The organism is Lactobacillus selangorensis (genome assembly GCF_001437205.1).
Classification (GTDB): domain Bacteria; phylum Bacillota; class Bacilli; order Lactobacillales; family Lactobacillaceae; genus Paralactobacillus; species Paralactobacillus selangorensis.
In genome coordinates, this window is record NZ_JQAZ01000002.1 from 30,100 (window position 1) to 45,109 (window position 15,010).

The following is a 15,010-nucleotide window of genomic DNA, read 5'->3' on the forward strand; positions in this document are numbered from 1 at the left end:
TGCCTGCTTTTTGGGAAACATGCTATGCTAGATAGGGAAAAAGGAGGGGCACCGATGTTAACCACTAAAAAGATCAATGCACATTTAACGTGGGTCAGTCTGCAGGATGCCACTGACGATGAACGGAAAAAAGTCGCCCAGCAGGAAAAAATTATGACGACAATGATGGATTTTGCGAAGGATGATTACGAACGGCCTCGTATCGTTTACAATCGTGAGAATCGCAACTGTCTGCTCATTTTTGATATACTCCGTGACGGCAAAATCAGCGATGACGAGCCCACGACTCCACTGGCGATGATTCTGAATGCCAATAACATTATTACCTTCACTCGCAGCGACACCACCTACATTGATCAATGGCTGACACAGTTTATTCAGCGGTCGCCGCATCCGGAAAAGCTGCAGGCTTTCGATCTGATGCTGCATGTGCTCTATTTAGCTGCTTCCCGTTACTTCGATGCGCTCAACGAAATCCGGCAGCGCCGCAAGTCAATCGAAGACCAGCTTGAAAACCGGTCGCCGAAAAAAGGAATTCGGGAACTGATGAACTTGGAAAATAAAATCGTGCATCTGTTGACGGCGCTGAAAGCCGACAACGTGTTGGTCAACGACTTGAAACGTTTCTCCCGCAAGCACCTGCAGCTATCTGAAATTCAGCAGGATAATCTCAACGACGTGCAGGTCAAAACGTCGCAAGGCGCCGAAATGGCTCAATTAGCCAGCACTGTTATCGACCACGTCGCCGCTGCTTATAACAATACTTTGAATAATAATTTGAACAGCACCATGAAATTTCTGACTGTTTATTCGTTGATTCTGGCCATTCCGACCTTAGTCTTCTCATTCTTCAGCCAAGCGCTCCATGTGCCGTTTCGGGGACTCAGCAACGGCTGGCTGGTCAGTGTCAGTATCGCCCTGATTGCCATCGGCTTCATTGTGTGGTTTCTGCGGAAGAATCATTTTATTGGACATTAAAAAAACCACCTTTACAGGTGGCTTTTTTAATTTAATCATGGCTCAACGCTTCAACTGGATCGAGTTTCGCGGCCCGGCCAGCTGGCGCAATCGCCGCAATGATACTAATTAAGATGCTGGCAAGCAATCCGAAGAGAATCTGTCCGCCAGTCAGCTGAATCAGATCGTAATGAATGAAGCCTTGCGAGGCACGGTTGATCAGCACCTGCAACCCGAAAACAACGATGATGCCCAGCACACTGGAGAATAAACCAATCAGGAAGGATTCAGAGAAGAACAAGGAACGAATGTCGCTCTTGCGGACCCCTAACGCCCGTAAAATCCCGATTTCCTGGGTCCGTTCGGCAACGCTGATATAAAGAACGACAATAATCATGATGGCCGAAACCAGCAACGAGATGCCGGCAATCCCAGCCAGCACGTAAAAGGCTAATTGAACATACGTATTCAGTGTATCGACAATTGCACCAGCCCCAGTAATCGTATAGTGGTCGGCCTTAATCTTGCTTTGAACCGACTTGACGTTGCTGAGGTTATTGACGTTGACGGTCGCAAAATTCGGTGCCAGTGTCATGTTTTGGGTTGCAAAAACATTCTGCATCGTCTTAAAACTCGTCGCCATGCTGCTCTTGGAAATGCCGCTGACAGTCAGTGTCTGCTTCAGGATGACCGGCTGTTTCTGGTCGTTGACCGTGTTCATGTAGAACGTAACTTGTTTGCCGACCATCTGTTTGTAATTTTTAGCAAACTTCTTGGCCGCATCTTTGGTCAGTACGATTGTATTTTCAGCCAGCGGTTCTTTACCGGTAATCAGATCTTTCTTCAGCATCGTCTTGTTATATGTTTGGAAAATCTGAGCTTGCGCATTTTTCTTGTCGTATTGGACCTGCGCCCCCTGGGCAAAATAACCTTTTTCGACCGAGCTGACATTTTTGAGCTGCTTCAGCTTGTTGATGTCGGCAGTTTTCATATCGCTCGCATGGGGATTGTCGTTGCCTTGCTTGACTTTCTGGGTGACCTGAATGCTCATCGGATTGACCTGGCTGCCGACTTGTTCGTTGATATAGCCGGTTACCCCAGTTCCCAAAGCTAACATTAAGAGCACACTGATGATTCCAACGGCCGCTCCAATAATGATCAGCACATTGCGGCCCAAATTGTAACGCATGTGTTTGAGGGCCATATTGAAATTGGCGCTGAAACTGAGGTGCTTGGTCGGCGTCACTTGTTTATCAGCCGGCGTCGGATAAGCCGGTTTAATCCGTTCATCCTGACTGACCTTACCGTCATCCATGTGAACAATCCGAGTCCCATAGTCGGCGACTTCTTGTGAATGGGTCACGCAAATGACCAATTTGCCGTCTTTGGCAATGCCATTAAGAATATCCATGATTTCATGGGTATTGCCGCTGTCGAGTGCCCCAGTCGGTTCATCCGCAATGATAATTTCAGGATCGCTGGCTAAGGCACGTGCAATCGCCACTCGCTGCTTCTGACCGCCGGAAAGCTGGTTGGGATGTTTATGCAGATGCTGTTCCAGACCGACCTTCTTTAACAGGTTGGTTGCTGTTTCGACTTGTTCCTTATGCGACATGGTGGTCATTTCGAGCCCGACCATGACATTATCCAAAATGGTCAGATGACTAATCAGATTAAAATTTTGAAAGACGAAGCCAACGGTCTGGCGCCGGTAATTATCGAGCTGCTTTTCAGACATTTTTTTCAGCGACTGGCCGTTCACAACCACATCGCCTTCATAATGATTATCCAATCCGCCGAGAATATTCATCAGCGTCGTTTTCCCGCCGCCGGATTCCCCTAAAATCGATACAAATTCGCCCCGATTAAAATCGAGACTAATCCCCTTTAAGACTGGAAATTCGGTGCCATCGGCTAATTGGTACGACTTGCGAATATCCTTGATTTCCATAAAACTCATCGTTGTGTTCCTCATTTCTTGTGACTTGACCTTTTCATTGTAGCCAAATGGCTTTAAAATACATATTAGACCTTGGACTGATTATAACCTTTTGGGAGGCAGGGAGTATGAGTAAACGATTTTGGATCGCCATCGCCGTCTGTGCCGCAATTTTTCTGGTCGTTGTACCAATGGTTCAGATTCAAAATGGCGTCACGGTAACGAAAGCTTACGGCGTCAATGGGGCGGGCTTTTTGATTCTCGCCATTTATTATTACATGACTGACAAGCGTGATCCACGCCATCGCAAATAAAAAAGCAACTCGAAAAATCGAGTTGCTTTTTTAAACGGTTTATTTCTTTTCACTGTCCAATAAACGTTTGCCATGCGCATAATATTCATCCATATCTGCTTGTGGCACCATACTACCGCCAGTTGCCCACACAATGTGCGTTGCATTTTCCATCGGGTACTGGTCTTTGTAAGCTTCGATCGTCCGATCAATCGCTGTGAACCCAGCTGCTGCAGATGGTTCAACGTAAATCTTTTGCGTATCGGCTAACATCGTCAGATAAGCAAAAATCTGTTCATCATCGAATGTGGCGATCCCATCAAGCAACGTCTTCATAACTGGTAGCGCCAAACGGGATGGCCGGCCGACAGCCAAACCATCGGCGGCCGTTTTACCATCCATGCCAACATCGTAGACAGAAATCTTTTCATTCAAGCCAGTCAGCATCCCGACTAACACAGCCGGAATATGAGTTGGCTCAGCAAAGATTGCATGGACATTCTTGCCCAAAATCGTCTTCAAACCGAATGTGGTCCCGCCAGGACTACCGCCGACACCAGCCGGCAGGTAAACGAAAATCGGATGATCGTCGTCTAACGGAATGTGCTGATCTTTAATCTGCTTCTGAATCCGCAATGAAGAATCGGAGTAGCCCAAGAACAAATCGGATGAACCTTCATCATCGATAAAGTAAGTCATCGGGTCCTTAGCAGCATCCTTACGGCCTTCAGTAATCGCATGCGTAAAGTTGTCTTGGAATTCGACCACTGTGACACCATGCTGACGCAGCAAGTCTTTCTTCCATTGAGTCGCATCGGCCGACATATACACCGTCGTCCGGAAACCGAGTTGTGCAGCGACGATTCCGATGCTCAAGCCGAGGTTCCCAGTTGAGCCGACCGCAATCCCATATTTGGCAAAGATGTCATGGAATTTAGGTTCGGTCAATTGAGCATAGTCATCCAGATAGACGAGGCCGCCTTCTTTAATGGCCACTTGTTCGGCAAATTTCAGGACTTCATAAATGCCGCCCCGTGATTTAATCGAACCGGAAATCGGTAATTCATTATCAGCTTTTAAATACAGCTGACCGGCAATCTGCTTGCCGTTTCTTGTTTCCATTGCCTGTTTCATTTTTGGCAACGGGCGTAACGGCGATTCAATAATGCCGTGTGTTGCAGCCGTTTCTGGAAAAGCCTTGGCAAAGTACGGTGCATAACGCCGCAACCGTGCTTCGACATCAAAAATATTGGCGCTGCCGAACGGAAGGTCCGCCGGTTTGCCAGCATTCGGGTTTTTCCAAAAAACAGGTTGGTAATCTGTAATTTCCTGAAGCAACGGATATTCCTGCTTCAGTTTGTTCACATCAACGCTCATAATTTGCCCCCATGAATGTTCATAAAAAACGTCACTATACTAAAATAGTAAGGCATATTTGCCAAAATGAAAAGTCTAATTTAGAAATCCTTCTTTTTACATTTGATTCAGAATATGGCATGATTGATTTGCACGGCCAAAGGAGGAGGTTCTATGCATCGTTATCGGTTCATTTTCACTATGCTTGTAATCCTTTTGATTGCACTAGTCGGATACGTTGAAGCAAACAAATGGCTCATTATCATTGCCCTTGCTGCGTTCATCATCTGCATCGTGCTCAAAGTGATTGTCAATCAGAGGCAGCGGCAATGAAATCTAATTTATCCGGACGCCGTTTTTTAACCGTTACATTATTGAACTCCGGAATTACCGTCTTCGAATTTTTAGGCGGTCTGTTTGCCGGCAGTTTGTCGCTGCTGTCTGATGCAATCCATAATGCCAGTGATACATTAGCCATTATTCTCAGTTATGTCGCCGATCGCATCAGTCAGCGGCCTCAGAATCAGCAGAAAACGTACGGTTATAAACGCGCTCAAATTTTATCGGCGTTTATCAATGCAGCGTTATTATTACTTGTTTCCATTTTCTTAATTTATGGTGCCATCAAACGATTTGCGCATCCCGTTCCGATTAAAAGCGGCCCGATGTTTTACATCGCCCTCTTCAGTACACTCGCCAATTTCGGCTCAGCCCTGCTGCTCAATGCCGGTGCCAAACATAATCTTAATATGAAGGCGACTTATTTGCACTTGCTGAGCGATACTTTGTCTTCAGTTGGTGTCATTGTGGGTGCCCTCCTAATCGGCTGGTTCCATATTTATTGGGTCGACCCGCTGATCTCGATTCTCGTCTCGCTTTATATTATCAAAGAAGCTTGGGAAGTTTTAGGCACGACGATCGGTATTTTGATGGAAGGCTCGCCAAAACTCGATTATGATGCTATCAAACGTGACATCATGGCTTTGCCGAACGTCCACAACGTCCATCATCTGCATGCCTGGTACATCGACGAAAACACCGTCATCTGCGAAATGCATGTCAATATGAGTGATATGTGTATCAGCCAAGCTGAAATGACCTATCAGCAGATCAACAAACTGCTGAAGGAAAAATATCAGATTCAGCATGTCACCATTCAGCCCGAAGTCGAACATGGAATCGATGAACCCTTATTCGTCAGCACCAAAGTCGAACGGCGCCGCTATGATCCCCATGAAGATGAGGGCAAATAAAAAGAATTGCCGATGCTGTCATTAGTGTGTCGGCAATTCTTTTTAGTTTAGAACAAGACTTTGACCGCCAAAATCATGAAGGCCAATAAAACGGTCGAACTGATGGCTGCGGCGCCGAAAACACTGCCGCCCCGTTTGAAAATGACCCGAAAATTGACAGACATTCCCAAAGCGGCCATCGCCATGCCAAGGAACAGGTAGGCAGCTTGAACCAGCAGATTGAGCACGTCCGCCGATAACGGCAGAACGGTTCCAATCACACTCGTCAGCACAAATCCCAACAAGAACCATGGCAGCGGCAATTTCTTGGCAGTGGCATTGGCAGCCGCTGCTGTTTTCTGCTGCCGTTTTTGGGACCACCAGCCGACGATCAAAGCAACGGGTGCTAACAATAAGACGCGGGATAGTTTCATAATGATCGCACTCTGCAGACCGGCGGCACCGGCTGCTTGTCCAGTTGCCACAGCATGGGCGATTTCATGGAGCGAACCCCCAGCCATGACCCCAAATTGACTCGGTGTTAAATGTAAAAATGGTTTAAGGAAAATCTCGACTAATGTAAAGACGGTTCCCATGACACACACGACCGCTACGGCCAGCACTTCATTTTCACGTTTGCGTTCCTCGTCTTCTGTTTCAATCTGCGGCGAAACCCCCATGACGGCGGCCGCCCCGCAAATGCCGCATCCACAAGCCGTCAGAATCGACAGTTCTGCTTCAGCGCCAAAACGCCGGCTCAAAAAATAAGTCAGTGTAATCGTCCCAGAAACAACAATCGCCGCAATGGCAATCGTTTTAACGCCTGACTGTGCGAGTGTCACTAAATTGAGCTTGAAGCCCAATAAAATAATCCCCAGACGTAAAAACTTATTTGAGATGAAGGCAACCCCTGGCATCGCTTCGGTAACTAAACCGGGCGCACCTTGGCAGGCAATTCCCAGCAGCAATGACAAGACCAAGGCCCCAACCAAGCTCAAATATGGCAGTTTGGCCAGGAAAGTCCCAGCCAGTGAACAAACGAACGTCATTCCGGCTGCCAGCCAGAACGATTTTTCTTTGGTAATTGCTAACATCGTCTCACTCCTCTTCTGCTTCTCTAAGCTTAGCAAATGAATTGTATTCAGAAAAATCATTCATTATAATAAATCCATAAGTTCAGCTTATGAATGGAGGAAGATGATGATCGATCAACGTTTGCGGACCTTTCTGACAATCGCTCAATTAGGATCGTACACCCAGGCCGCTAAGGCTCTATATATCAGTCAACCCGCTGTTTCGCAACAGATCAAATCACTCGAAAACGAACTGCAGGTCAAATTATTTCATTATCAAAAACGGCATTTGTCGCTGACACCGGCCGGACAGCGTTTATTACTGTTTGCCGACGACCTGAGTGCCCAGGCCAACAAAATCCGGCAGGAACTGGTCCACCCGAATGCCGCACCGACTTTGAATTTTGCGGCCACCTTGTCGATCAGCGAAGCACTGGTGCCTAAGATTATGGCGTCCTTTTATCGCCAGCACCCCAAGGCCCAGATTACCTGTACAACTTTGAACACACAAGGCTGCCTGGATAAACTGCGGGCCGGCGAAGTCGAATTTGCATTGATCGAAGGCAATTTTGATTCCAAACCATACGCAACGGCCATTATCGGCCATGATCCGTTTATCGGCGTCGCTTCGCCGCAGCTCGGCCTGCCAACGACACCGCTCCAGCTGACGGCGCTCTTAAAACTGCCGTTAGTCTATCGAGAAGCTGGTTCAGGCTCCTATGCGATTCTGAATCATCTATTGGATACGCAGAACCTGACCCCAGCCGATTTTCAGGCGCAAATTCAAGTCAGCAGTCCTGATACTATCAAGCGGATTCTGGCCGAAGGAGTCGGCATCAGTTTTCTGTACCAATCGGTCGTGCAGGAACAGCTCGCCAATGGTACCTTGCAGGCGTTGCAGCTGGCAAACGTTCAAATTACCCATCCAATTTATTACGCCGCCCTGCCGAATCACCTCCTGAAGGCAGAACAATTGCATTTTCTCAGGCAGACGTTTCAGAATGAACTTTAAACCAGCCGCTACCATCAAAAAAGGACTGTCTCAGCATCTAGCTTGATGCTGGAACAGTCCTTTGTGGTTGTTATTCTTTATTTTCAAAATGAACGAAGGTCTGTGCTGGGATGCGAATCAGCGTATATTGGGTCGCATGCCGGCCTGCATGCAGGCCTAAGCCATTTTGCCAATTATCTTTATAAGTAGCTGTCATGACCGCTGTGAAAGCATGTTCAGTCCGTTTATCCTCACGCTGCAGGGCTTTGCGGTCCCATGGATAGGCATCTGCTTCGACGTCAGTGATTCGTTTGCCATATGAGATCGACGCATTGCGATTGGTGGTCTGATATTCAGCCCCATCCACTAAGTAAGTAAAGGTCTGTAACGGATTCTTGCCGCCGCCCGTCTTGACACTGACAAAATAAGACGGCTGCTGATTCGTATTTAAAACCAGCGCATCATAGCGATAATGGATGCGGACCGTTTGTTTGCTAGTCAGGTCGATACTCTTGAAAAAGGTCTGATAGCTCATCGTACAGAAGCCGACCACGAAAACAGCCACTTCGATGAGTGAAATGATTAAATTACGCGTGCTAAATTTTTTGTGGGTCTGAACGAGCTGTTTTAAACGCCGTTTGCGGATGTCGTAGATCATCCAAATGAAAAAAGCAATCACGATCAGCCAGGCACCAACGCCCAATAAATTCCATGCAGATTTCATGACTTTACTCCCTCTGTCGTTTGATTACTTCGATTATAACTTATTCATCACAATTTTGATAGACGGGCCCCTTCCGGCCGTCAAAAAGCACCCTGCCGATTGACCAGCAGGATGCTTGTGTTGAGAAACTTTAACCTTCCATCGTGTAATCTTTCGGCAGCTTGAATAAGTCGTCGACAGAACGGTTGGAATGAATGCGTTCAATGGCGGCAGCAAATAACTGCGCAACACTCAATTGAACTAAATTATCTAATTGCTTGTCTTCCGGAATCTGAATCGAATCGGTCACAATGATCTTTTTCAATGGCTCTGCCTTCAAACGATCCGTCGCTCCGGCTGAGAAGATGGCATGCGTCGCACAGGCGTAAATATCTTTGGCGCCAGCGTCTTTCAGCGCTTCCGTCGTATAAACAACTCGATTGCCGGTATCGATCATATCGTCGAGAATGACGCAAGTCTTGCCTTCGACATCCCCAATCACATAAGTCTTGCCAGACGCACGCTTGTCAACGATAGCGATCGGCGAATCCAAAAATTCAGCCAGCTTGCGGGCGTCTTTGACGTTGCTGTGCTGCGGTGCAACGACAACAACATCATGACCTTTGATGTTATGGTCCATTAAATATTTGGCCTGGATCGGCATTGCCCGCAAATGATCAACGGGAATATCGAAGAAACCTTGCAACTGGTCGGCATGGAGATCCAATGCGATCAGCCGATCGATTCCATCCATGCTCAATAAATTGGCCACTAATTTAGCCGTAATCGGTTCACGTGAACGTGCCTTCCGATCAGCACGTGAATAACCGTAGTACGGCATCACAACGTTGATCGACTTGGCGCTCGCACGCCGCAATGCATCGACCATGATCATCAGTTCCATGAAATTTTCATTGACGGGATCGCTGGTCGGCTGAATCACATAAGCTTCAGCGCCACGAACACTTTCGACAATGTTGACTTGAATTTCGCCATCCGCAAAATGCTGGATAGTCGTCTTGCTTAACGGAATACCCATATGCTGTGCGATTTTTTCAGCTAAGGGACGATTGCCGTTTAATGCAAACAGCTGCATCGGTGCATCTTGAGTTAATTGAGCCATATTTTTGCTTCGATCACCTTTCATTGAATGAATCACTGTCTTTTAACTTGCTTACCGGACTTATTATAACCAATTCCGGAACATTTGACTATCACCTCTGCCACAAAATTCACCTTTCTCATTTGAAACGCTGATATGATGAAAGTAGAATTCGAGGCGATCGTTATGACAAATAAAAAATTAGCTGTTGGAACATTTGGCGCCGGCTTCCTCAGCGGTTATCTCCTGCATCACCTGCTGCATCCGCCCGTTGCACCGTTGCCATTCCGCAAATTACCAGCCGAATATCATTATTCGCAAGTGCCGACATTGTTCTTCCATGGCAGCGGCGGCGGCCGGCGGTCTTTGCGGCCCATGCTGACCACAATGCAGGACGATGGTGCCGCTGAGCATACGCTCACCATTGCCGTCGACCCGTTCGGCGGTTTGCATTTCAAAGGAAAGTGGCCGGCAGAAGCTGTCAATCCGACGATTCAGGTCCTTTTTCAGCTGACCTTTCCTTTTTCGCTTCACCAGGAAGCTCACTGGATTGCAGCCATTCTCCGGGCTTTACAGCAGCGTTATGACGTTACAACCTATAATGCCGTCGGACACTCATTAGGCGCTGAGGCGCTCTTATACGTCCTGCTCGACCCCAATGAGCACCGCATGCCGCACGCACAAAAAACTGTCTTCATTGCTGGCCCCTTCGATGACGCCCTGCACTCAGAGGATCAGTTGACGGCTGATGGCATGCCTTTGAAACAGGATGCTCATTTCAAATGGTTCGACGCCCATAAAGCCAATTTTTCCAAACAAACCGACGTCCTGAATATTTATGGCAACGTCCAGCAGCTGCATTCCGACAAAACGGTTCCGAATGGCTCGTCACAAGCACTGGCTTACTTAGTCGCCGGTCAAGCGCATACGTATCAGGAACGGGAGTTTACAATGAACGCACTACACACCCAACTCTTGAGCAATCCAGCCGTCATTCAAACTATCAGTGATTATTTATGGAAGTAACTAAAAGACGTTCGAAACGATTTGTTTCGAACGTCTTTTGACTATGCAAATTGAATGACGATTTTTCCATCGGCATGTCCAGATTCGCTCAAGGTTTGTGCCGCAACGACACCTGCCTGTGAAAATTCGAAAATCTTGCTGATGGTCACGCGCACACGACCTTTAACAACTTGATCGCCAATTTCACCGAGCAGCTTGCCATCGGTATGACTCGAAAAATGGCTGGCGTTAATCTCATACTTTTTCGCTAAATTGGCATCCGGTTTGCCGACTAAGGACACCAGCCGACCGCCGGGTTTTAAAATCTGATAACTCGTGACCAGGCTGACACCGCCGATTAAATCAAGGACAGCATCATAATCGAATAAACGGTTCCGGAAGTCATCGGTATGATAATCGATCACCTCATCGGCCCCTAAAGATTCGAGCAGGGCCGCATTGGTCTTGCTGGCCGTGGTAGCAACATACGCACCGGCATTGTGGGCAAATTGAATCGCCATTTGACCGACACCGCCAGCACCGCCGTTGATGAATAACTTTTCACCCGGACGAATCTGAATCGTATCGATTACGGCCTGCCAAGCTGTCAGACTCGCCATCGGTAAAGCTGCCGCTTCGTTGAAAGTAATTTCATTCGGCTTCTTAGCCAGGTCTTTGACATTGACGGCCACTTCTTCGGCATATGTGCTTGATTTAGCGGTTTCCGCAAAGACAGCATCACCAACTTGATAATCTGTCACATCGGCCCCCACTGCCGTAATCGTGCCAGCCACATCAAAGCCTAAAATAGCCGGCAATTTGAATTTTTTGAATGCGCCGCTCCGAATTTTGCAATCAATCGGATTGACTGAAACTGATTTTGTATGCACCAGTACTTGGTTCGGTTTCAATTCTGGTGTGGCGACCGTTTGCATTTTCAACTGTTCCGTACCGCCAAATTGATCGATCATTATCGCTTGCATCTGAAGTCCCCCTCATTTCAAAAACCGCTTCGTGTTTTACCATTTACCCTAGCACGCTTGCCAAAAAAAGTGAACTAAAAAGATTAGAGCGTGACAAGAAGCGAATGATCATGAGGATTAAAGAAACTTTGGTCAAAATCTGTTCTGGAGATTTAGACCAAAGTGATTTAGCCGCAATGATCAGCTTCTTGGAACGCGTTTTAGTCAGAGCGTGATGAAGTACGGTTTGATCATGAGCATGCAAGCCCTTAAAACAAGTCAAAAAGAGGCGGTGACATCAGTGTCTCTTTCACGAAAAATGACTCTTTAAGTGCAAAAATTGCATCTAAAGAGTCATTTTTGTTTGAACAGTATCAATTTGCGAAACGCGGTAGCAATCAGGTTATTCAGCTTCGTTATTTTGCTTGACGGCAGCTTGTGCCAAAATATTTAAGTAATTCCATGGATGATCGAAGTTCGGCTGGAAGAAGAAGTCCTGCATCGCCAATTGATCAATTGTCATGTGGGTTGAAATGGCAACCGAGATGACATTGATCGACATGGTGATATCATGCTTGGACATCAACTGAGCCCCAAGGATGCGGCCAGTACCGACTTCATAAGTCATCTTCATATAAACATCGGCATTGCCGGCTGTTTCACTGATAAAACGTGGCCGCAATGTTTCCCGAACGAAAATCGAACGCGTCTTTAAAGATGATTTAGCAGCATCGGCTTCTTTCATGCCCGACGTAGCGTACTTGTATTCAAACATGGCTAAAGCAGATGTCCCTGAAACAGAAGGCATCTTGACGGTTTCCTTTACCAGGTTTTTAGCCGCTGTCACCCCTTGACGACGTGAGTTTGAAGCCAGCGCAATGTAAATCGGTTCATCCGTTGGTGCATAGGTAACCATTGTGGCATCCCCAGCTGCAAAAACATCCGGATTGCTGGTCCGTTGATAAGCATCCACGTTGATGACACCTTTCTTGCCCATTGCTAAACCACTGTCATCGAGCCACTTTGTATTCGGTTTGACCCCAACGGCTTGAACAACGACATCAGCTGGATAGCTGCCCTTGTTAGAAACCACTTCACTGACGTTACCGTCTTCATCACCGATAAACTTCTGAACGTCTTCGCCGAGACGCAGCTTGATTCCATGTGTCATCATGGTGTCTTCGAGAATGTCGGTAAATTCTTCATCCAAATAAGTAGGAATGATTCGGGGCAGAACATCAATGATTGTCACATTCTTGCCGGCCTTGTTGTAAGCTTCGGCGACTTCAATCCCGATGTAGCCGCCGCCGACGATCACAACGTTCTTAACCTTCGGATCAACCATTTTCTCTTTATTCTTAATCGCCCAATCACGTCCCCGCAAAACGCCGACGTTCTTCAAATCATGCCCAGGAATCGGCAATGTGCTTGCCAAAGCCCCTGGTGCGAGAATCAATTTGTCATAGCTTTCATTGCGATCTTGCTGATGCTTCAAATCAACGACATGAATTGTCTTATTCTTTACATCCAGCCCATCGACCTGGGTCTGAACATAAACGTCGACCCCCTTCTTCGATAAACTATCCTTGGAAGCATAATGAAGTTTGTTGACGTTGTCTGTGATGCCTTCTAAGTAAGATTGAATCCCGCAGGATAAGAAGGAAACCTTATCGCCCTCTTCAAACATAGCAACTGTTGCATCCGGATACTGCTGGCGAGCTGTTTTGACCGCTTCATAACCAGCATGTGATGAACCAACGACTAAAATACGCATGAAAATAACCTCCTCGATTGCTACCCTGCGGCGATTGCTTGCAACCAGTTGTGCAGGATAGAGTTGTGATTGTCTAATTCGCTTTCATTTTAGCAGGCGTCCCCGAAAAAAGCAATTAAAAAGCCCCAGCAATCCGAAAATTGTTGGAACTGGTCTGAGTCTACAAGACTGGCGATAGCAGCCGTGAAAAACGCTGCTTGAACCGCAGCCATTCTGACTGATTATCAATATCTTCCTGCGTCAGTTCACGGGAATAAAACATATCTTTTTCAAAAATATGCGTCTGTTTACGGGCAATCTTGCGATCATACATGAACGTGTTGATCTCAAAATTCAATTTATAACTGCGGATATCCTGATTGGCCGAACCGATCGAAACAATCTGATCATCCATCACGACGGTTTTGGCATGGATAAACCCGTTTTGGTAGATGTAGATGTGCACGCCACGGCCGAATAAAATCTGCGCATAATACTGGGTTGCACGGTAGATAAACGGATGGTCCGGCATGTCAGGAATCATAATGCGGACATCGACGCCTGCCGAAGCGGCGATACATAACGCCGACAGCACACTTTCATCCGGCACTAAATACGGCGACTGAATCCAAATCGAGCGTTTCGCCATCGAAATCATTCGAATGTAACCATCCCGAATCGGCAGAACACCAGCAACGGGACCGCTAGTTACCACTTGCAAGTTGGTCGTCGCATCCTTGATTTTCGGCGGATGCGGGAAATACTGCGCTTGGTAATGAACTTCCTCCTGCGGCCGTACGGAAGCATTCCAATCCATCATAAAATGCATCTGCAAAGCCAAAACCCCAGTTCCGACCATCCGCAAGTGCGTGTCCCGCCAATAACCGAACTTCTTTTTGCGGCCGACGTATTGATCGCCGATATTGAAACCGCCGGTGTAGCCGATTTTGCCGTCGATAACGACATTTTTACGGTGGTCATGGTAATTCAGCCGTGATTTGGTCAGTGAATTATGCGACGTCACAAAAGTGGCATCCTGGCCGCCGTAACTTTCAAATTTTTTGAACCATTTTTTGGTCGTCCCATGCGAACCGAATGCGTCATACAGGACTCGTACTTGAACGCCTTGCTGTGCCTTTTTTTCAATCAAATGCAGAAACTGAGTGCCCAGCTCATCTGGATAAATCGTATAAAATTCGACATGGACACTTTCAGTTGCCTGATCGATTTCAGCAAACATTTTTTTAAAAAGCGTTTCGCCGTCTGTAAACAAATCAATATGATTCCGTCGTGTCAAAGGTGCCTTATCCAAGGTCCGAAACAACTGAATCAGCTGGTTCGCACTATCCGTGATCGAATCAGAATCCTGCCGTTTCATCCCGACATTATCATGCTGCTGCATCTCGAATAGTTGTTCCAGCCCGACGCGATCTTGTCCCTGAATATGGTAAATTTTCTGACGACCCATCCCCCGTCCGGTAAAGGAATACAGCAAGAATCCGAAAATCGGAAGCAGAATCAGCACCAGCAGCCAGGCCCAAGTCGCCGCAATATCACGTGGCTTGCGGAAGACCGTAATGACAGCGGCGAGTGTGTTGAAAAAGATGATTGCTAATAAAATCCAATTAAAGATACTCATCAAAA

The 15,010-nt window shown here is 47.0% G+C and carries 14 protein-coding genes; 6 read left to right on the forward strand and 8 right to left on the reverse strand.

Annotated features, from left to right (window positions below; all coding sequences use genetic code 11):
• Positions 1-54: 54 nt before the first annotated feature.
• The gene (locus IV40_RS02725; RefSeq protein ID WP_057768854.1) at positions 55-978 is read left to right on the forward strand and encodes a magnesium transporter CorA family protein; all 924 of its coding nucleotides are present in this window, start codon (positions 55-57) and stop codon (positions 976-978) included.
• Positions 979-1,009: 31 nt separating this feature from the next.
• Here IV40_RS02725 and IV40_RS02730 read toward each other — a convergent pair whose 3' ends face one another.
• Positions 1,010-2,917, reverse strand: coding sequence for an ABC transporter ATP-binding protein/permease (locus IV40_RS02730; RefSeq protein ID WP_057768855.1), 1,908 nt, complete (start codon positions 2,915-2,917; stop codon positions 1,010-1,012).
• A 107-nt stretch (positions 2,918-3,024) separates the two neighbouring features.
• Here IV40_RS02730 and IV40_RS02735 point away from each other — a divergent pair, with 107 nt between their 5' ends.
• The gene (locus tag IV40_RS02735) at positions 3,025-3,210 is read left to right on the forward strand and encodes a hypothetical protein (protein ID WP_057768856.1); all 186 of its coding nucleotides are present in this window, start codon (positions 3,025-3,027) and stop codon (positions 3,208-3,210) included.
• A 39-nt stretch (positions 3,211-3,249) separates the two neighbouring features.
• On the opposite strand, the gene IV40_RS02740 is transcribed toward IV40_RS02735, so the two are convergent.
• The gene (locus tag IV40_RS02740; protein ID WP_057768857.1) at positions 3,250-4,566 is read right to left on the reverse strand and encodes a D-serine ammonia-lyase; all 1,317 of its coding nucleotides are present in this window, start codon (positions 4,564-4,566) and stop codon (positions 3,250-3,252) included.
• Between the two features lie 153 nt (positions 4,567-4,719).
• Here IV40_RS02740 and IV40_RS10700 point away from each other — a divergent pair, with 153 nt between their 5' ends.
• Together IV40_RS10700 and IV40_RS02745 are read left to right on the forward strand one after the other, a co-directional pair.
• Positions 4,720-4,878: a hypothetical protein gene (locus IV40_RS10700; RefSeq protein WP_156404211.1), complete on the forward strand. Its 159-nt coding sequence runs from the start codon at positions 4,720-4,722 to the stop codon at positions 4,876-4,878.
• On the forward strand, positions 4,875-5,798 hold the full coding sequence (locus IV40_RS02745; protein WP_057768858.1) for a cation diffusion facilitator family transporter: 924 nt from the start codon (positions 4,875-4,877) through the stop codon (positions 5,796-5,798). Before IV40_RS10700 ends, IV40_RS02745 begins: the two co-directional genes overlap by 4 nt.
• A gap of 47 nt (positions 5,799-5,845) precedes the next feature.
• Here IV40_RS02745 and IV40_RS02750 read toward each other — a convergent pair whose 3' ends face one another.
• Positions 5,846-6,871, reverse strand: coding sequence for a YeiH family protein (locus IV40_RS02750; protein WP_057768859.1), 1,026 nt, complete (start codon positions 6,869-6,871; stop codon positions 5,846-5,848).
• A gap of 106 nt (positions 6,872-6,977) precedes the next feature.
• On the opposite strand from IV40_RS02750, the gene IV40_RS02755 reads away from it, so the two are divergent.
• The gene (locus IV40_RS02755) at positions 6,978-7,862 is read left to right on the forward strand and encodes a LysR family transcriptional regulator (protein ID WP_057768860.1); all 885 of its coding nucleotides are present in this window, start codon (positions 6,978-6,980) and stop codon (positions 7,860-7,862) included.
• Positions 7,863-7,932: 70 nt separating this feature from the next.
• Here the strand turns inward: IV40_RS02755 and IV40_RS02760 are convergent, their stop codons facing one another.
• Entirely contained in the window at positions 7,933-8,565 is a 633-nt protein-coding gene (locus IV40_RS02760) for an LVIS_2131 family protein (RefSeq protein WP_057768861.1), read from the reverse strand.
• 130 nt (positions 8,566-8,695) lie between these two features.
• Positions 8,696-9,667, reverse strand: coding sequence for a ribose-phosphate diphosphokinase (locus IV40_RS02765; protein ID WP_057769243.1), 972 nt, complete (start codon positions 9,665-9,667; stop codon positions 8,696-8,698).
• Between the two features lie 165 nt (positions 9,668-9,832).
• On the opposite strand from IV40_RS02765, the gene IV40_RS02770 reads away from it, so the two are divergent.
• Positions 9,833-10,672, forward strand: a complete 840-nt coding sequence (locus tag IV40_RS02770; RefSeq protein ID WP_057768862.1) for an alpha/beta hydrolase — start codon at positions 9,833-9,835, stop codon at positions 10,670-10,672.
• Positions 10,673-10,713: 41 nt separating this feature from the next.
• Here IV40_RS02770 and IV40_RS02775 read toward each other — a convergent pair whose 3' ends face one another.
• The 3 genes from IV40_RS02775 to cls form a co-directional block, all read right to left on the reverse strand.
• Positions 10,714-11,634: an NADP-dependent oxidoreductase gene (locus IV40_RS02775; protein ID WP_057768863.1), complete on the reverse strand. Its 921-nt coding sequence runs from the start codon at positions 11,632-11,634 to the stop codon at positions 10,714-10,716.
• A 382-nt stretch (positions 11,635-12,016) separates the two neighbouring features.
• A complete protein-coding gene (locus IV40_RS02780; protein ID WP_057768864.1) occupies positions 12,017-13,387 on the reverse strand; it encodes an FAD-dependent oxidoreductase in 1,371 nt (456 codons plus the stop codon).
• A gap of 160 nt (positions 13,388-13,547) precedes the next feature.
• Positions 13,548-15,005, reverse strand: coding sequence for a cardiolipin synthase (gene cls, locus IV40_RS02785; protein ID WP_057768865.1), 1,458 nt, complete (start codon positions 15,003-15,005; stop codon positions 13,548-13,550).
• Positions 15,006-15,010 lie beyond the last annotated feature (5 nt).

Coding starts and splice junctions, on each gene's coding strand:
- cls (WP_057768865.1), bottom strand. CDS start 15,005: ATGAGTATCTTTAATTGGATTTTATTAGCAATCATCTTTTTCAACACA.
- IV40_RS02730 (WP_057768855.1), bottom strand. CDS start 2,917: ATGAGTTTTATGGAAATCAAGGATATTCGCAAGTCGTACCAATTAGCC.
- IV40_RS02735 (WP_057768856.1), top strand. CDS start 3,025: ATGAGTAAACGATTTTGGATCGCCATCGCCGTCTGTGCCGCAATTTTT.
- IV40_RS02740 (WP_057768857.1), bottom strand. CDS start 4,566: ATGAGCGTTGATGTGAACAAACTGAAGCAGGAATATCCGTTGCTTCAG.
- IV40_RS02745 (WP_057768858.1), top strand. CDS start 4,875: ATGAAATCTAATTTATCCGGACGCCGTTTTTTAACCGTTACATTATTG.
- IV40_RS02760 (WP_057768861.1), bottom strand. CDS start 8,565: ATGAAATCTGCATGGAATTTATTGGGCGTTGGTGCCTGGCTGATCGTG.
- IV40_RS02780 (WP_057768864.1), bottom strand. CDS start 13,387: ATGCGTATTTTAGTCGTTGGTTCATCACATGCTGGTTATGAAGCGGTC.
- IV40_RS02750 (WP_057768859.1), bottom strand. CDS start 6,871: ATGTTAGCAATTACCAAAGAAAAATCGTTCTGGCTGGCAGCCGGAATG.
- IV40_RS02770 (WP_057768862.1), top strand. CDS start 9,833: ATGACAAATAAAAAATTAGCTGTTGGAACATTTGGCGCCGGCTTCCTC.
- IV40_RS02775 (WP_057768863.1), bottom strand. CDS start 11,634: ATGCAAGCGATAATGATCGATCAATTTGGCGGTACGGAACAGTTGAAA.
- IV40_RS10700 (WP_156404211.1), top strand. CDS start 4,720: ATGCATCGTTATCGGTTCATTTTCACTATGCTTGTAATCCTTTTGATT.
- IV40_RS02765 (WP_057769243.1), bottom strand. CDS start 9,667: ATGGCTCAATTAACTCAAGATGCACCGATGCAGCTGTTTGCATTAAAC.
- IV40_RS02725 (WP_057768854.1), top strand. CDS start 55: ATGTTAACCACTAAAAAGATCAATGCACATTTAACGTGGGTCAGTCTG.
- IV40_RS02755 (WP_057768860.1), top strand. CDS start 6,978: ATGATCGATCAACGTTTGCGGACCTTTCTGACAATCGCTCAATTAGGA.